The sequence below is a fragment of the Leucobacter sp. USHLN154 genome (assembly GCF_037145595.1).
Classification (GTDB): Bacteria; Actinomycetota; Actinomycetes; order Actinomycetales; family Microbacteriaceae; genus Leucobacter; species Leucobacter alluvii.
Genome location: NZ_JBBCXF010000001.1, coordinates 678,492 through 695,697, shown reverse-complemented (window position 1 = coordinate 695,697; position 17,206 = coordinate 678,492). Strand labels below are relative to the sequence as shown.

Sequence of the window (17,206 nt, the reverse complement as noted above, 5' to 3'; positions counted from 1 at the left end):
CCTGTTCGCAGTCGGCGCAATGGGAATCGCCGAGCGTCGGTCAATCTAGCAGGCGCATCTGAGCACCGTGCCGTAGCGTTATTCGTGAAGCAACGACGAAGGAGCGGCAATGAGCGCGAACGACCACGACGGCGCTGAGCGCCCCGATTCCGGTGGCGATTTCGAAGAGCTGCAACGCATTCTGCGCGACATGCTGTCGGGCACCGGCGGTGCGCCGGCGAACGGGTTCGATCCCGAGCAGTTCGCGAAGGCGGCGGGCATCAACGTCGACCCCCAGGCCCTCCAGGGCCTGTTCGGCACGCTTCAGGGCGCCATGCAGAATCCCTCGGCCGAGATCGACTGGTCGGTCGCGCGGAAGACCGCGATCGAGGTCGCCTCTGGCGACAGCGGTTCGGCTGATCCTGCAGCTGCCCTCAGGGCGTTTCCCGTCGCGGCACTCTGGCTGGACGAGGCGACCGAGCTGGGGCCGACTCCCGACGCGCCGAAGACGTTGTCTCGCATCGAGTGGGTGCAGCAGTCGATCGACACCTGGGTCGGGCTGGCCGAGCCGGTGGCCGAGTCGATCACGCGCGCCCTGATGAGCGCGCTCGAGAGCCAGATGCCGGAGGAGCTCGGGACGGCACTGCAGGGAGCCACCCCGATGCTGCGCAGCGTGGGCGGCGCGCTCTTCGCCGTGCAGCTCGGAACGATCGTCGGTCGTCTCTCCGGTGAGGTCGTGTCAGCTGGAGACATCGGGATCCCGCTGCTGTCCGGTGCGGGGCGCGAGGGCGGGGCGCTGCTCCCGGCAGGGGTTGCTGCGTTCGCCGAGGGCCTCGATCAGGATCCCGAGACGGTGACGCTCTACCTCGCGATCAGGGAGCTCGCCCACGCCCGGCTCTTCCGCCACTCGAAGTGGCTGAGGCTGCATCTCCTCACCGCGATCGGCGATTACGCTCGCGGCATCAGCATCGATACCGGACGCATCGAGGAGCTCGCCCGGGATATCGACCCGCAGCACCCCGAGCAGATCCAGGAGATCATCTCGAACGGCGCGCTGATACCGCCGAAGACGGAGGCGCAGGAGGCCGCGCACGCACGGCTCGAGACGATGCTCGCGCTGATCGAGGGCTGGGTGGACGTGGTGACGGCGGACGCCGCCAAGCGGATCCCAGGGGCCGACGCGGTGGCGGAGATGGTGCGCCGCCGCCGCGCCACCGGCGGACCGGCGGAGCACGCGTTCGCTGCGCTCGCCGGGCTCGAGCTCCGCCCGCGTCGGTTGCGCGAGGCAGCGGCGCTGTGGCGGCTCGTCGGCGAGCGGAGCGATGTCGCAACCCGCGACGGGCTCTGGGCGCATCCCGATCTGCTGCCCTCGTCAGAAGAACTGGACCATCCGGCTCGGCTGCTCGAACGCCTCGGCCTGGCCGGTGCGACGCCCGACGCCGAAGCCGATGAATTCGACGCAGCGCTCGCTCAGCTGCTCGACGGCGAGTTGCCCCCGCACGAGGGCGACGCGGGAGATCGTCAGGACTGAACGGGCAACCACGATGCAACGCCGCTCACAGGTGTGAGTGAAACGGCATCGGCGCGCTCGAGCGGATGAGCCTGTGGATATCGCACGAACGGGGATTCGAGCGCGCACACTGCTCCCATGGATCCCCTGCTGACACGACTCGACCCCTCGCTCCCGATCTGCTGGGAGGACCCGGACACCCTCAGGGTGGGTTTCGAGCACGCCATCGCACGCGTGCGACGCCCGACGGCTGGAGTGCAGCGCTTCATCGGCGTACTGCGTCGTGGAGTGGATGCGGACCGCCTGCCAGACGAGGCGCGCCGAGCCGGAGTGACACTCGGTGAGGCGCGAGCCGCCGTCGCACAGCTCGGGCCCGCATTGCTCGCGCAGCGCGCCGCGAATGCGACTGAGGCCGCGGTGCCGTTGACCGCGCAGATGTGCGACGGCGGACGCCCGGTGGCGGCGCTGCGCGAAGCCCTCCTCGAGAGCGGGGTGTGTCGGTTCCCAGCTCGCGATGAGTCGTCTGCATCCGGAGACATCGATCTCGTCGTGTTCGTGGAGCGCTACTGGGAGCCGCTCGAGCGCGCGCAGCGCTGGCTGATGGAGGGGGTTCCGCACTTGCTCATCAGGTTTACCGATGGGGCGGTGCACGTCGGACCGATCATCGATGCCGACGGCCGGCCCTGCCACACCTGCATATCGCTCGCGCGAGTCGAACGCGATGCCGCGACCGCGGCCCTGGCGGCACAGCTCGCCGGAGCAGCAGTCGCAAGCGAACGACGCGACGCCGCCGTGCTCGCCGGAGCGTACGCCGCCGGCCTCATCCGCGCCTGGAGCGCCGGCGACGCGGCCGCGCATCGCACCCGCATCGTCCTGCCGGTTTCACGAGCGCTCTCGATCCCCGTGCCGCGAGTGGAGCAGGTCGAACCGCACCTCGACTGCGCCTGCGGGCCGCCGTCACTCGATGACGACGGCTCACGTGCCGGCGGCGATCATCCCCGCCTCGCTGATGAAGCGTGAGGGCTGCCGCGCGGTACGCCCCCCGCCCGCAACCCCGGAGAGCCGGAGCGTGTCTTTCGCGCGGGTGAACGCCACGTAGCAGAGCCGGCGCTCCTCGTCGATCGCAGCCTCGTCGGTGGCGTGCGTGATCGGCAGCAGCCCCTCACTGAGCCCGACGACGTGCACCATCGACCATTCGAGCCCCTTCGCGGCGTGGATCGCGCTGAGGGTCACCGCGTCGAGGGTCGGCTCGTGCTGCGTGCGCTGCCGCGCGAGCAACTCCTCGCTGAACTCACGGATGCCGGTTCCGGGCGGCATCTCGTCGACGAGGCCGAGGAGCGCGCCGAGCGCTTCCCATTTCTCGCGCTGCGCCGCGCCCTCCGGCGCCTTCGCCGACCATCCCCCGGCACGCAGCACGTCGCTGACGATCTGAAACAGGGGGCGCGTGTCCGCGACCTTCGCCTCGCCGCGGATGAGCATCACGGCTTGCCGTACATCGGCGCGCTCGAAGAACCGCTGCGCGCCGTGCACGCGAGCGCTCAGCCCGCGCTGCCTGAGCGCCTCCTCGAAGCGCGCCGACTGCGCGTTGGTGCGGTACAGGATCGCGACCTCGGACGCCGGGGTTCCCGCGCGCACCGCCGCCGCGATGGAGTCCGCAACGGCCGCGGCTTCGTCGTGATCCGAGGCGAACCACTCGAACGTGGGCGCTGCCGCCGAAGCGGCAGTCGCGTCCGCGCGTGCTGCCCGGAGCGTGAGGGCGCCGGGCCGATCCCGCATCAGCCTGTTGGAGATGCGGACGACGGGTTCGGTGGAGCGGTAGTTGCGCTCGAGTCGGATCTCGCGCGCCCGCGGATACTCCGCACCGAATCGCAGCAGGTACGAGCTCGAGGCCCCCGCGAAGGAGTAGATGGTCTGGCTCGCATCACCGACGACGCAGAGATCGTCCCGATCCCCGAGCCACATGCGCAACAGCGAGTGCTGCAGCGGCGAGACATCCTGGTACTCGTCGACGGTGAAGAACCGATAGCGTTCCCGCACTTGGAGGGCCGCGAGGGGCTCGGTCTCGAGCATGCCGGTCATCAGCACGAGGACGTCTTCGAAGTCGATCTGCCTCCGCTCCTCGAGCAGCGCGGTGTACGCCCGCTGCAGGTCCACGAGGCGCTCCGGCGTGAGCCCCTGCGGGATGGGTCGACGCTCGACCTGATCCGCGTAGGCGTCGATGCTCAGCATGCGGGTCTTGCGCCATTCGATCTCCGCTGCGGCGTCGCGCAGCGCCTCGCCTCCGAGCCTGAGCCCGAGCGACTCGACCGCCTGCGAGATCGCCGCCACCTTGCCAGGGAGCATCTTCGGCGCGGCACCGCCGACGAGCTGCGGCCAGAAGTGGTTCAACTGCGCGAGCGCGGCCCCGTGGAACGTCTGCGCGCGCACGCCGTCAGCACCCAGCGCCCGCAGGCGGCCCTGCAGTTCTCCCGCAGCCTTCCGCGTGAACGTCACGGCGAGTACCCGTTCCGGGTCGTACACCCCGGTGCGCACCCCGTACGCGATGCGGTGGGTGATGGCGCGCGTCTTCCCCGTTCCCGCACCGGCGAGCACGGCCACGGGACCGCGCAGGCTCTCCGCGATCTCGCGCTGCTCGGGATCGAGAGCCGACAGAATCGCCTCGGCGTCTGAGCTCACGATGCCGTGGCTGAATCGACCGGTTCGACCGCGTCCTCGGCGACGTCCTCGGCGACCCATCGGTCGATCATCCACCGCGCGATCGAAAGCGGCATCGGCAGCGTGAGATCCTCGGCGGGCTCGCGGAGCTCGTCGCGCGTGAACCACCGCAGTTCCGATATCTCCGTCGGATCGGGAACCAGCGCTTCCGGATCGACCCCCGCCGCTAGCCGCGCCCGGAACCCGAGCATCAGCGAACGCGGGAACGGCCACGGCTGAGACGTCACGTAGGCGATGTCGCCCAGCCGCACGCCGGACTCCTCGAAGACCTCGCGCTGGACGGCCTGCTCGAGCGATTCACCGGCTTCGACGAAACCCGCGAGCAGCGAGAAGCGACCCGGTTCCCAGAGCGCATTCGAACCGAGGAGCACGCGGTTCTCATGCTCGATCAGCACGATCACCGCCGGGTCGGTTCGAGGGAAGTGCTCTCCGCCTCGCGCGTCGAGACGGGCCCACCCGCCCTGAGTCGCTGCAGTGCGATCGCCGTCTCGCGGCGAGTAGCTTGCGCTCTCGTGCCACCTCAGCAGTGCCGAGGCGACGCCGACCGCTTCTCGTTCGGCCTCGGTGAGGCGAGCACCGACTTGGAAGGGGTGGACCCAGAGCTCACCGCCCGGCTCGGCCTCTGAGCCGGCTGCCTCGTTCTCCACGGTGCGCGCATCGGTGCCCGGATCCTCGCCCCCGACAGGTATCGCCCTCGCGAACACGGGGGCGCCGTCGATGCGCCCCAGGAACACGTCCGTCACCCCGCGCGCATCGAGGCTCGACTGCGACGGATCTGCGGCGCTCGCGCCTTCCGGATCTTCGACCACCGCCGCGCGCGGCTCGCCGGTCGTCGGCTGCCACGCGAGCCGAGTCGCAGCGCCCTCGACGCGCACCGGGATCTCCACGCCACGGATGCGGAGCATCTTGGCCGAGGGGTCTCGCCACGCTTCGCCCAGGAGTTCCTGGCTCATGCGGGTCGCCGCGTCGCGATCGAGCGCGCCGCCCGCGAGTGGTGGCCTGGCCGGGTTCGAGGTCATGTGTTCCCCTGTTCAATCGCGCCGAGGCTGACGCCCGGACGCGTCGCTGCTTGGAGTTGCCGGCGGGCTGTCGCTCAGTGCGCGTGGCGAATCGACCGAGTCGACGCGCATGCATACCCTGAGTACATGGCCAGCATCCCTTTCACCTTAGCCGCGCTCTCGACCTCCGCGGTGCCGGGCCTCGTCGTGTTCGGAGTGCGCGAACACGAGAGCGACGATGCATTCGTCTCCGCGATCATCGCCACGGAGGATGACGAACTGCTCGTGCGCGTGCCGCGCACCCATCAGGCCGAGGTGCAGCAATCGGCGGAACTGCTGGGGCTCGCCGCGCTCACGGAGGGTCCGAGGAGCCGTCTCCCCTTCGCCGTGCCGACGGCTCTCGGGATGACTCGCGCCGGAGAGACTCGCGCGGTCGTGACGTCGTTCCTGGACGGGGCGCGTTTCGAGGCGGACGATCTGACGCACGACGCGATCCTGCTCCAGCCGCTGGCCGAGGCGATCGCCGCCATCCACGAACTCCCGCTCACCGTCGCACAGCACGGCGGCCTCCCGGTTCGTTCTGCGCAGGATCTGCGCGTGCTGGCGACTCGTCTCGTCGACCGGGCAGATGCGACCCGCCTCCTCCCCGAGACGGTGCGGCGGCGGTGGACGCACGTGCTCGAGACGTCGGACCTGTGGGATTTCTCCCCCACGATGGTGCACGGCTCGCTCGACGCCGAGCTGATCAGAGTCGACGAGGGCGCGATCACCGCCATTCTGGGGTGGTCGGAATGCTCGGTCGGCGACCCGGCAGCAGATCTCGCCTGGCTCCTCGCCGCGGGCCCTGACGTGCTGGACGGGATGATCGCTCGTTACGCTCGGGCGCGCAACAGCGAGTCGCTCTCGCATCTGCGGGCTCGTGCCGCTCTCTATCACGAGCTGGAGGTGGCGCGGTGGCTGCTCCACGGCACCGAGACGCACGATCAGACCATCATCGACGACGCGGTCACGATGCTCGATCGCATGGTCGGCAGCGGCGGCGCGCTCGGCGCAGCCTTCACGGCCGCAGTCGCTGCGGCCCCGCTCAGCTCGGAGGAAGTGATCGCGCTGCTCGATCAGACTCCGGAGATCACCGACGCCCAGTCGGACACCGCCGCGTTCGAGGGGCTCGACGAGGATCGCATGTTCGGCGTCGACACCGATTTCATCGAGCCGCTCGACGCGGATTCGGATGGAGCCCAGGACGGTTCGTCGGAGGCGGACTCGTCGGAGACCCCCGATGCGGAGGAAACCGATGTGATCGATCCGCTCGATGTCTCAGGCGATGCTCCTCGGCCGGATTTGGCAGACCGGCCGAGTGCGCGACCGGCGTCGGACGGAGGAGAGCAGCTCACGGAGCCCCTCTCGGACGACGATCTGCCTCGCGGCTCTGCCCGCTGAGTCTCCCTGCCGCCTCCTGCCAGATCTCCTCGAGTGCACGCAGGCTTCGCGGCTCGCGTCCGGTGAGTTCCACTTCCTCCGCCACGTAGAACAGCGATACGTCGACGCGATCGGCATCGATGCCCGCCCACTGCGCGTATGCATGCCGGTACAGGTCGAGTTGGAAGAAGCGCGATTCGCGTTCCGCATCGTTCTTCGGCGCTCGCCCCGATTTCCAGTCGACGATCTCGAATCGGTCGTCATCGAGTCGGTATACGGCGTCGAGTTTGCACACCAGCGTTCGTCCGGCGAACGGGAGCGTCACCTCCTGCTCGACGGCGATCGGCTGCAGATCCGCCCACCGCGACCGCTCGAAGCGCTCGATCAGCGGCGCCAATTCGGCCGCCTCCGCGGTCGGCTCGGCTTCGTACCCGGCTTCAGCCGGTGCTGGATCTCCCACCCAGTCGATGTCGGCAAGCCCTGCGAGCGGCAGCTCGGTACCGCGAGCGGTGGTCGCGCGCCGTTCCACCCATTCGTGGAACCGGTTACCGACGCGCGTGCGGCGGTACGGGCGCTGCGGCACGGGCCGGAGCCGAGACCGTTCGGCGGCGACGGGATCTTCGACGAACTCATGAAACGTCGACGCGGTGAGCCGTTCGGGCAGGTCAGCGTCTGACGCGATCACCGCATCCGTTCCCGCCGTGCCGTTCGCGAGCGCGCTGCGCTCTGCGAGCAGCAGGCGCACGGCTTCGTCCAGCGGCTCCTCAGCGTCTCCCTCGGCCACGCCGCGATCGGCCGCATCGGTGATCGCCCTCCGCACGACCTCTGCCGCGTGCAGCACGGTGCTCGATCGCGCCCCCAGCGGGTCGAGGGGCCAGTCGAGCGTCAGTTCGTCCCGCTCCGATGGGTCGGCGTCGAAGGCGCTCGCTTCGGGGAGCCCCCCGATGACGCCCGCATCCTGCAGCTCCACGAGATAGGCCGAAGGTGAGCGAGGACGACGCTGACCGCCCCAGAACGAGCCGCTCAGCAGTACGCGACCGGCCGCTCGCGTGACGGCCACGTACGCCAGGCGCCGTTCTTCCTCCTGATGGCGGGCTTGCAGTGCTGAGCGATACTCGGCGATGCGGTCGCGGAGCTCCTGCTGCGTGGCCGCGATCCGCCAGTTCAGGGCTGGACGCGACGCCGCATCGCCGCGGAGCTCGTCCGGCAGCTGGCCCGTGCGCAACCATCCGGCTCCCGCCCGCGCCTGCCCCGGGAATTCTCCTGCCACGAGACGTGGGACGACCACCAGGTCCCACTCGAGACCCTTCGAACCATGGGCCGTGATCAGCTGCACGGTCCCCGGCGCGGGCTCGGCGACGTGCTCCGCGGCTTCATCGGCCTCGAGAGCACGCTCGATCCATTCGAGGAGCGATGGCAGCGACCCCTCTGTATCCACGGCGAGATAGCCTTCGACGAGATCGGTGAAGGCGTCGAGGTTCGCGTGGGCGGCTGAGCTTCCGGCGAGGTCCCTCGCCTCGTTGGCGTCGAGTTCGATATCGATGCGCAGCGACTGCACGACGGCGCCGATGAGCTCGGGAATGCTCCCGCCCACCCCTTGTCGCAGGCCGGCCAGCATGCGCCCGGCCTCGCGAAGTCGTTCCCGGCCGACATCTGAGATGTTCGCCAGCGCACGATGCTGGAGGTCGCGCATTCCGGCGATCTGATCGAGCGCATCGATCAACGTGTACTGCCGGTCTGGATCGGGCAGCACCCGGTCGGGCGCCCGGTCCTCCGGCGAGAGCGGGCGCTGGGCGATGTCGCGCTCGCCGAACCATCGCGCGGCATCTCGCAGACCTGAGACATCGGCGACGCCGATGCGAAACCGCGGTCCGGTGAGCAGCCGGATCAGGTCTCCGCCGGCATCCGCGTACCAGAGGCACCGGAGCGCGCTGACGACGTCGGTCACCTCAGGAGTGGTGAGGAGCCCGCCCAGACCGATGATGCGGGCTGGAACCCCAGCGTCGGCGAGGGCGGCCCCGAACGCGGCCATCTGGCTTCGCGTGCGGAAGATCACCGCTGCTGTCGGCAGCTCGCCGTGCTCCTCGAGATGCTGCTCTCGGGCGGATCGCACCCACTCTGCGACAGCGAGGCGTTCTTCATGCACGGTCTCCGGGTAACACCACTCGACGCTTCCGGTGCGGGCGCCTGGCCGGGGGGCGAGCCGGGGTACATCGACGGCCGACTCGGCGGCGAGGGGTGCGGCGATGGCATTCGCCGCGCCCAGCACGCTGACCGGATTGCGCCAGCTCGTCGAGAGCGTCAGTGTGGCTGGCTGCGTCCAGGCTGCGCCTGCATCGGCGGCGGCCGGGTCTGGCGCCGCGGACCCGTCCGAGGGTTCGCGCCGACCCGAGAAATCCGAGTGGAACGACTGCAGGCCCTCGGCCGAAGCACCTCTCCAGCCGTAGATCGATTGATGCGGGTCACCCACGGCCATCACCGAACCGCCCGCGAAGATGCGGGAGAGGAATCGGGTTTGCCCCACCGACGTGTCTTGGACCTCGTCGAGCAGCACGACTCGGTGGCGTTGGCGGAGCACCCGGCGCGCTGCGGGCGACGCGTCGAGCGCGGCTGTTGCGAGCGCGAGCTGGTCGGGGAACTCGATCACCCCGCGCCGCTGCTTCTCCTGCGCGTATTCGCGCGCGAGTCGGGTGATGAGCGGCGTCTCGGCGAGACTCGCCACGGCGTCGCGCACCGGCGCGTACTGCTTGCCGCTCGGCGCTCGGCCGATCTCCTTCTCGTTGTAGGGCAGATGCTGGACCCGCGAGAATTCCTCGACGATGCGATCGACGCGGTCGAGTGAGGTCAGGTTGTCGGAAACGGCGTGGTCGAGTGCGAGCATATGCCGGATCAGCTCGGGAACGCGCAGTTCGCTCTCGACCAGACCGGGGTCGCTGCTCGACAGGAGGACCTCTCGGGCGATGCGCCAGGCGGTCGCCGTGTCGATCACGGCGGCTCCGGGAACGACCCCGGCGGCGATGCCGAATTCCTGCAGCACGCCGGCGGCGAACGCGTTGTAGGTGCTGACGTCGGGGATCTCGAGACCGTCGGCGAGCAGCTCGTGGAGCTCTCGTGAGCGCTCGCGCTCCTCCGCAGTGAGCACGCCGCGCTCTGCGGCGTCGCCGAGCCGCTCGGCGAAAGTGAACAGGCGCCCGGAGATGCGCTCGCGCAGCTCACCGGCCGCTTTCCGGGTGAAGGTGAGTCCCAGCACCTCATCGGGCGCCGCGAGTCCGTTGGCGACGAGCCACACCACTCGGTTCGCCATCGTCTCGGTCTTCCCGCTTCCGGCGCCGGCGACGACGAGCGTCGTGCCCCCGAGCGGGTGCTCGATCACCGAACGCTGCTCCGGCGTGGGAGTGAGCGGCACCGCCGGTGGGACGGCGAGAATCTCCGCGATGCGAGCGGCTGAGAAGAGCGCGCGCGTCATCCGCGGATCGCGGTTCGACTCGCTCATGCGCGGCTCACCGCAGGAATCACGTGCAACCGGCAATTGCCCGGCTGATGCGGGTCGGAGCAGTGGTGCTCCACCCGAGCGGTAAATGCTCCGGCCGCCATGACGCGGGCCACGTCCGAGACTCGTTGGGCGAATGCTTCGCGCGCTTCGTCTGACAGGGGCTGCTGCACTCGTTCGATGAATCCCGCTCCTTTCACGGCGTCGGGATGCACGTAGAGCAGGCGCGCACCTCCGCTGATCTGCCCGGGCGCGGACGCCTCCGACTCCTGATCGCTCGAAGCCGGCGCGTCAGCGTTGAGGGCCGGACCCTCGAATGCGCCGAGCGCGACGCCCACCTGATACGCCTGCAGCTGCGCGTGCTCTTCGGCGGCGGCCTGGCTCGGGGGGACACGCCCTGTCTTCAGATCGAGCACGGTGATCTCACGGTCGCCGTCGCGATTCGTTCGCTGTTCGAGCCGATCGGCGACGCCTCGAAGAACAGCGCGGTCGATCGTCGCTGTGAACATCGCTTCCCGGCCGATGAGCGTCCGGTCAGAACCTTCGAACTCGCGCAGGTACTCGGCGAGGCCTGCGCTCATCGCGCGCGCGAGCTTCCGGGTCCGCTCCGCTTCCCACTCTGCGGCGAAGGGCAACTTGCTCCATTCTTCGCTCACGATCGCGAAGAGCTGCTCGGGATCGGAGTCGGTCGCCGTTTCGAACGCGTGGTGCAGCAGGGTCCCGAGACTCGCCTGGACGCTGCCCGAGCCGCCTCCGAGGCTCGACACCACCCAGTCGAGCGGGCAGTTCTCAGCGCGCTCGAGTTGCGATGGGCTCACGCTGACCCGGGCCTCTGGGTCAGCGTCGAGATCGACGAGCGGATCCGACGTGCTCGGCGGCAAGACCCCGTACCAGTCGTCGGGGTCGGCCCCGGGCACCTGCGCGCCAGCGAGTGCGACGAGTGCCCGCACCGCCTCGGTGTCATGGGGGTCGCGAACCACCCGGCGGCGCATCGCGGCGACTTGACCGCGCAGCGTCAGTCTGGCACTCGGCAACGAGTCGACGGCGTATTCTCGGCCGAGGCCGAAGAAGGCGCTGGGGTGCTGATGCTCATCGGCGACCGCGACGACCAGCAGCTCCCGACGAACGCGCGCGCAGCTGTGGGCGAAGAGCCGCAGTTCGTCGTGCATCGTGTCGCGCCGCGCCGGCGGCTCCGGCGCACCGCCGCGCAGCCAGCGTTCGAGCGCCGTCGCACCGACCAGCGAGCCGCGCGAACGCAGATTGGGCCATGCACCGTCTTGCACGCCGATCACAGCGACCAGGTCGAACTCGCGGCCGATCGCGCCCTGCGGCGTCGTCACCGTCACCGTCGATCGTTGGCTCCTGCGGGCCAGCGAGTCCTCGGGCACGGCGCTTTCGAGGAGATCTTCGAGCAGCTCCGCGATCGGCTGCGCGCTGTCCTGCTCTTCATGGCGCTGCAGCGCGAAGAACAGTCCCATCACCGCGTCGAGCGAGCGACTCGCCTCGTCGGCCCGCGCGCCGCGCCCCGACAGTGCGTCGTCCTGCCAGCTCGAGGCGAGCCGCGCGCCGTCCCAGATCGCCCAGAGCGTCTCGCGCGGCGTGCCGCCTCCCTCGCGCACCCGCTGCGCCGCCTGCAGCATCAGGCCGATCTTGCGGAGCGCCCGTCCACCTGCGCTGTCGATCATCGGAGAGGTTCCTGGGAACGCGACCGCCTCGACCACGAGCTCGTCGATGCTCACCGGGTCGCGCCCGGCAGCTGCGGCTTCTCGCCGCTCGTGCAGGACGAGGGCTCCGCGCAGTCGGCGAACGGCCACCGGGTCGAGGCCGCCGACAGCACCGCCGACGAGGTGCAGGAGCTCTTGCGCGGATAGGGGCTCGATGCCGAGGGCATGCTGGAGCAGCCGCACCAGTTCACGCACGATCCGGTGCTCGCGCAGTACGATTCCCCCGGCTGCGACGCCCGTGGGAACCTGATGGACGGCGAGTGCGCGGGCCACGCGCGTGGCTTCACCGCGACTGCGGCAGATCACGGCCATCTGACTCCAGGCCGCCGGCTCGCGGCCGCCGAGGCCCAGATGCCGCGCGCGGAAGCGATGCGCGATGACGCCGAGCTGCTCCGCTGCCGACTCGACGCGGGCGAACTGCACGGCGTCGTCGTCTGCACCGCCCCCTCGAGTTCCCGGCGCTGCCGTTGCCTCCCGTTGCGCACCCGCCGCCGACGCACCGATGCGCCGCGTCAGCCCCTGCACGAGCTGACGCACCCGAGCGCCGTGCCGGTGCACGGTCTCCAGAGTCACGAGCGTCTCACGTGCTCCACCGAATCGACCGGCGCCGCCGACGGCAGCGGAGGGCTCGCGGCGGGCCAGTTCTCGGACGATCCCGGCGAGTATGCCCGTGCGTTCGCCGTGAAAGGCCCCCGTCGCGATGTCGGGATCGCCGAACGCGCGGATGCGGCTGCCTCGTGCGGCGCACGCCGCGAGCAGCGCGAGAGCCCCCTCGCCGAGCTCTTGCGCGTCGTCCACCAGGATGAGTCGCGGCACGGAGAACCCGTCGCCTGGCTCCGCGTCCGACCGCACCCCGTGATCGCGCACCGCTGCACTTGCCGCGCGAAGGATCGCACTCGGGCTGAGCTCCCCCGGCCGCTCTGCCGCTGCTCGCCGCATGGCCGCGCCGAGCAGCTCGAGCGCCGCCCGCCAAAGCCCGGCGAGATCGTCGCCCGGCCCCTCGGACACGGCGCGCGACGCCGCAGCTGCACGAGCCGCGTCGACCTCGGCGGCGAGCGCGGTCGGCGAGCGGTCGAAGTCGTCCAGCACGCGCCACAGGTCACGCAGCTCGGCGCGGAAGGCCGGTGTCCCGAGCACGTCAGCGCTGATGCCAACCGAACGCGCGAGAGCCGCGGCACTCCCCTCGGAGATGACATCTGCGAGGAGCTCGTCTTGCACCGTACCTGTGAGCAGACGCGGGGCGTCGGCACCCGCGAGCGCGTGTTCCCGCGAGAGCACCGCGAAGCCGAGCGACGCCGCCGTGCGCACGGGAGTTCCGCCGATCGCGCGTCCGACGGCGCGCTCGATGTGCCCGCGGAGGTCGGTGGCGGCGAGGCGACTGGGTGCGAGTGCGATCACATCCTGCTCCCCCCAGCCGGGCAGGTCGATTGCGCGCCGATACGTCTCGACCAGCACCAGCGTTTTCCCACTGCCCGGAGCACCGATCACCCGAGCGTGCGCGTCGACGTCGAGCGCGAGCGCACGCAGCTGCGACGAGTCGAATGAGGTCATATCGTCAGCCTACTGACGGCCGCAGACACTGCGGGCCTCGCGCGCCCCCTCCCCGCCCCGCGTGCGCTGCTGGCGAACGCGACGGCTCCGCACGACCCCGGGCCCCGCGGCGGCCGTAGACTCGACAGCGATTCGACCCGTGGCCGTGCGCCACTGAACTCAGGAGGCCCCGTGGAAATCCGCATCGGTATCAAGCATTCGCCCCGCGAACTCGCGTTCGACACGGACTCGAGCGCGGCAGACGTGCGCGGCGTGATCGAGGAAGCGATCGCGAACGACGCCGCCCTCGTCACCCTCTCCGACGTGAAGGGTCATCAGTACCTCGTCAACACCGAGTCCATCACGTACATCGAACTCGGCGGCGAAGGCGGTCGGAAGGTCGGCTTCATCAGCTGATCCACCGCTCCTCCACGCAGCCCCGCGATCCGATCAGGATCTCGGGGCTGCGTCGTTCTCGGGCAGCACGAACCTGAGAACCGCTCAGGAGTCCAAGGTCTCGCGCACCACGTCGAGCAGCGCATCCGCGACGACCCGCTTCGTGCCGCTCGCCACCGTCGCCGGGCGACCGTCGCTCGAGAGCACGTGCAACGTGTTCTCCCCCGCTTCGAAGCCCTCCGACCAGCTCACCGCGTTCACCGCGAGCAGGTCCGCGCCCTTGCGCGCGAGCTTTCGCCGCCCGCGTTCGACCAGCTCGTCCTCGTGCTCCACCGTCTCGGCCGCGAATCCGACGATCACCTGGCCCGGCCGTCGCTGGTGCACCAGCCCGACCAGGATGTCGGGATTCTCGACGAGTTGCAGTACCGGCGCCGCTCCGGCCGAGTCCTCCTTGCGAATCTTCTGCTCCGCCACGTCCTCCACGCGGTAGTCGGCGACGGCTGCAGCCATGATGATGACCTCGGCTCCGGCGGCGGCAGCTCGTGCGGCGCGTTCGAGTTCGGCCGCCGTGCCGACGGGTACCACGCGCACGGCGGCGCGATCCTGCACCTCGGAGAGCACCGCGGAGTCGATGTTCGCCGCGAAGAGCACCACTTTCGCCCCGCGGTCGGCCGCCGCAGCTGCGATCGCCACCCCCTGTCGCCCGCTCGATCGATTGCCGAGATAGCGCACCGGATCGATCGGTTCGCGTGTGCCGCCTGCCGTCACCAGGATGCGGAGCCCGGCGAGATCGGGCTCTCGCGCTGCGCCTCCCGTGTCCGCGCGAACGGAGTCGAGAGCCTCAGCAGCAGCGGTCTCCAACGGCACGTCGCCGGCTGCAGCGTCCTCGGCCTGCCGTGTCTCGTCGACAGGCCGCACCTCCTGGCCCGGGTGGCCTTGCGCGGTCTCCGGTTCCTCGCTCTCGAGCAGCGCGCGCACCCGTTCGGCAATGGTCTCCGGCTCGCTCATGCGCCCCGGACCGGTGTCGGCGCCGGTGAGCCGCCCCGATTCGGGGCCGACGAAATGCACGCCGCGCGATCGCAGGATCGCCACGTTGTCCTGGGTCGCTGGGTGCTGCCACATCTCGGTGTGCATCGCCGGGGCGACCAGCACCGGCGCACGGGTGGCGAGCAGGGTGGTGCCCAGCAGGTCGTCGGCGAGGCCGGCGCTCATCCGCGCGAGAGTATTGGCCGTCGCCGGAGCCACGACGATCAGGTCGGCTCGCTGACCGAGCCCGACGTGGCGCACCTCCGGCACGTCGTCGTGCACCGACGTGGTGACGGGGTTCCGGCTGATCGCCTCCCAAGTCGGCTTGCCGACGAAGCGCAGCGCCTCTGCAGTCGGAACGACATGCACGTCGTGCCCGTCCTCGACCAGGGTGCGGGCGAGCTGCACGACTTTGTATGCGGCGATGCCGCCGGTCACTCCGAGCACGATGTTCATGGGGACATCTTCCCATCACCGCGGCGAATGCGCGCGCCGCTCCGCGACCTCGATCAGACTCGGCGCTCCAGCAGCACCATGACCTCCAGATGGCGGGTGTGCGGGAACATGTCGAACACCCGAGCGCCGCGCACGCGCCAGGACGGCATCGCCGCGAGGTCGGCGGCGAGACTCTCCGGGTTGCAACTCGAGTAGATGACGCGGTGCGCCGGGGCGCGCTCGATCCAGGCAGCCAGGTCGGCACCGACGCCGCGTCGCGGCGGGTTGACGATGACGGTGTGCGGCGTCTCCTCCGCGGGAGCCCCAAGCGCGTAGGCCGTCGCGTCGGCGGCGACGAACTCCGCCGCGATCCCGGCGTCTGCCGCGCTGCGCCTGGCCGATTCGACCGCGCTTTCGCTGATCTCCACCCCGAGCACGCGCGGCATCGCGGCCGCTCCAGTGCGCGCGGCGGCGGCGGCGCAGTGCAGCGCGAACCCCCCGACTCCGCAGTACAGGTCCCAGATCGAATCGGGGCCTTCCGCGGCGACCCAGTCGGCGGCCTGCGCGTACAGCGCCCGCGCGACGGCGGTGTTCGTCTGGAAGAAGCTCTGCGGTCGCAGGTGCAGCGAGACGTCTCCCAGCTCCATCTCGAGAGATGACCCGAGCAGCAGCTCCTCTCGTTCCCCTTCCAGCACCGCCTTGTGCTCTGGCAGGAGGTTCACCGATACGACGGCGGCGCGCGGCACGCGTTCCAGCAGGTCGGGGAGCGCCTTCCGCAGCACGTGCAGCGCTTGCTCGGTGCGCGTCACGAACCGCAGCATCAGGTCGCCCGAGGGCGCGAGGGTCAGGTGCACGAATTTCAGCTCGCCCCGACGGCGCGGCACATCGTACGGCGCGAGCCCCGTCGCCTCGATGAACGCGGCGAGCTGCGGGATGGCGTGTCGAATGCCCGGCTCCTGTATCAGGCAGTCGCGCAGGTCGATCCCCTCGCCGTCCCGTCCGAGGATGCCGAGCGTCACCGAACCGGGCCGCCCGCCGACCACGAGCTTCGCCTTGTTCCGGAAGTCGGCGGTGCCGCCGCGCACACTCGGCAACCACAGCGCCTCCGGCACCTGGGGCAGCAGCTGCCGGCAGCGCCGCTCCTTGTCGGTGAGCTGCGCGGGATACGGGGTCTCGATGAGCACGCACGACCGGCAGCGCCCCGCCTCGAAGTACGCGCAGTGCGGAAGAGTCGACATCGGCGGCCTCAGGCGGTCAGCCCCAACCCGTCCATGCGGCGGATGTGGTCGGCGATCAGCTCGGTGAACACCGGTTCGACCTCGCTCGCGTCGAACTCGCGATGCTCGCTCAGCGAGAGGACGGCGCGGGAGACGAGCAGGGTGTCTCCGACCAGGCGCCTGCCCCAGACGGCGAGCCAGCTCGAGAGGAGTTCGTCGGCTGCGAGTGCATCCTCGAGCAGTGTCTTGAGCTCGGGTCGGCCCGTATCGTTGCGCAGGATCGCCGTCGCCTCACTGCGGTAGCCGTCCTTCAGCCCGCCGGCGAGGCTGGCGAAGAAGTCGTCGAAGAGCCCGCCCACCAGGTACAGGGAGAGCACGTGCTGATGCCAGTCGCCCGTGTCGATGCGTTCGACGTAGGAATCGATGACGGGCGAGAAGGGTTCCATGACGATGTGCGGCTCGTGCCCGCGTGATCGGATCTCGCCGGTGAGCTGCTGGTGCTTCGCGAGCGTTTGCCCGGCCACGCGAGCCAGCACGTCTTTCGCCTCGAGCGACGGCGCTCCCGAGACCGCGCGCGTTGCGGCTTCGTACAGCTCGAGCTGCAGGTAGGCGGTCAAGCCGAGGAACGGCATGATCCCCGGAGCGAATTCGGCGAGCTCGACCCGCTCGGCCTCAGCGGCGTCTCCGCGCGAGCGCATCTTGCGCGCGGGCGCGTTCTTCCGGCGCAGGCCCTTGATCCACTCGAACACCCTGCCAGCTTACCGTCG

Annotated in this window: 11 protein-coding genes; 4 read left to right on the top strand and 7 right to left on the bottom strand. The window is 70.2% G+C overall.

The genetic code is table 11. The features are described 5' to 3' along the window. Positions 1-109: 109 nt before the first annotated feature. Both WFH23_RS03285 and WFH23_RS03280 read left to right on the top strand, forming a co-directional pair. Positions 110-1,510 carry a zinc-dependent metalloprotease gene (locus WFH23_RS03285; RefSeq protein WP_200329325.1) on the top strand — a complete coding sequence of 467 codons (1,401 nt, stop codon included), beginning with the start codon at positions 110-112 and terminating at the stop codon, positions 1,508-1,510. 117 nt (positions 1,511-1,627) lie between these two features. Further along, positions 1,628-2,509, top strand: a complete 882-nt coding sequence (locus WFH23_RS03280) for a hypothetical protein (RefSeq protein ID WP_336661559.1) — start codon at positions 1,628-1,630, stop codon at positions 2,507-2,509. On the opposite strand, the gene WFH23_RS03275 is transcribed toward WFH23_RS03280, so the two are convergent. Further along, positions 2,465-4,165: an ATP-dependent helicase gene (locus tag WFH23_RS03275; RefSeq protein ID WP_336661558.1), complete on the bottom strand. Its 1,701-nt coding sequence runs from the start codon at positions 4,163-4,165 to the stop codon at positions 2,465-2,467. The genes WFH23_RS03280 and WFH23_RS03275 overlap by 45 nt on opposite strands. Continuing rightward, the gene (gene nudC / locus WFH23_RS03270; protein ID WP_336661557.1) at positions 4,162-5,223 is read right to left on the bottom strand and encodes an NAD(+) diphosphatase; all 1,062 of its coding nucleotides are present in this window, start codon (positions 5,221-5,223) and stop codon (positions 4,162-4,164) included. Before nudC ends, WFH23_RS03275 begins: the two co-directional genes overlap by 4 nt. A 126-nt stretch (positions 5,224-5,349) precedes the next feature. On the opposite strand from nudC, the gene WFH23_RS03265 reads away from it, so the two are divergent. After that, the gene (locus tag WFH23_RS03265; protein WP_336661556.1) at positions 5,350-6,642 is read left to right on the top strand and encodes a phosphotransferase; all 1,293 of its coding nucleotides are present in this window, start codon (positions 5,350-5,352) and stop codon (positions 6,640-6,642) included. On the opposite strand, the gene WFH23_RS03260 is transcribed toward WFH23_RS03265, so the two are convergent. Both WFH23_RS03260 and WFH23_RS03255 read right to left on the bottom strand, forming a co-directional pair. Next, positions 6,593-10,114, bottom strand: a complete 3,522-nt coding sequence (locus WFH23_RS03260) for an ATP-dependent DNA helicase (RefSeq protein WP_336661555.1) — start codon at positions 10,112-10,114, stop codon at positions 6,593-6,595. The genes WFH23_RS03265 and WFH23_RS03260 overlap by 50 nt on opposite strands. After that, positions 10,111-13,386, bottom strand: a complete 3,276-nt coding sequence (locus WFH23_RS03255) for a PD-(D/E)XK nuclease family protein (RefSeq protein WP_336661554.1) — start codon at positions 13,384-13,386, stop codon at positions 10,111-10,113. Before WFH23_RS03255 ends, WFH23_RS03260 begins: the two co-directional genes overlap by 4 nt. A gap of 171 nt (positions 13,387-13,557) precedes the next feature. Between WFH23_RS03255 and WFH23_RS03250 the strand changes: the two genes are divergently transcribed. Continuing rightward, complete coding sequence (locus WFH23_RS03250; RefSeq protein WP_090148145.1) at positions 13,558-13,782, top strand: DUF3107 family protein; 225 nt, start codon at positions 13,558-13,560, stop codon at positions 13,780-13,782. Between the two features lie 84 nt (positions 13,783-13,866). Here the strand turns inward: WFH23_RS03250 and WFH23_RS03245 are convergent, their stop codons facing one another. Genes WFH23_RS03245 through WFH23_RS03235 form a run of 3 tightly spaced genes read right to left on the bottom strand, consistent with a single transcriptional unit; the run spans position 13,867 to position 17,188 of the window. After that, entirely contained in the window at positions 13,867-15,243 is a 1,377-nt protein-coding gene (locus WFH23_RS03245) for a bifunctional phosphopantothenoylcysteine decarboxylase/phosphopantothenate synthase (RefSeq protein WP_200329335.1), read from the bottom strand. A gap of 53 nt (positions 15,244-15,296) precedes the next feature. Continuing rightward, on the bottom strand, positions 15,297-16,460 hold the full coding sequence (locus tag WFH23_RS03240) for a methyltransferase domain-containing protein (protein WP_336661553.1): 1,164 nt from the start codon (positions 16,458-16,460) through the stop codon (positions 15,297-15,299). Between the two features lie 8 nt (positions 16,461-16,468). Further along, entirely contained in the window at positions 16,469-17,188 is a 720-nt protein-coding gene (locus tag WFH23_RS03235; RefSeq protein WP_090148137.1) for a ferritin-like fold-containing protein, read from the bottom strand. Positions 17,189-17,206 lie beyond the last annotated feature (18 nt).

Coding starts and splice junctions, on each gene's coding strand:
- WFH23_RS03265 (WP_336661556.1), top strand. CDS start 5,350: ATGGCCAGCATCCCTTTCACCTTAGCCGCGCTCTCGACCTCCGCGGTG.
- WFH23_RS03285 (WP_200329325.1), top strand. CDS start 110: ATGAGCGCGAACGACCACGACGGCGCTGAGCGCCCCGATTCCGGTGGC.
- WFH23_RS03280 (WP_336661559.1), top strand. CDS start 1,628: ATGGATCCCCTGCTGACACGACTCGACCCCTCGCTCCCGATCTGCTGG.
- WFH23_RS03260 (WP_336661555.1), bottom strand. CDS start 10,114: ATGAGCGAGTCGAACCGCGATCCGCGGATGACGCGCGCGCTCTTCTCA.
- nudC (WP_336661557.1), bottom strand. CDS start 5,223: ATGACCTCGAACCCGGCCAGGCCACCACTCGCGGGCGGCGCGCTCGAT.
- WFH23_RS03255 (WP_336661554.1), bottom strand. CDS start 13,386: ATGACCTCATTCGACTCGTCGCAGCTGCGTGCGCTCGCGCTCGACGTC.
- WFH23_RS03245 (WP_200329335.1), bottom strand. CDS start 15,243: ATGAACATCGTGCTCGGAGTGACCGGCGGCATCGCCGCATACAAAGTC.
- WFH23_RS03240 (WP_336661553.1), bottom strand. CDS start 16,460: ATGTCGACTCTTCCGCACTGCGCGTACTTCGAGGCGGGGCGCTGCCGG.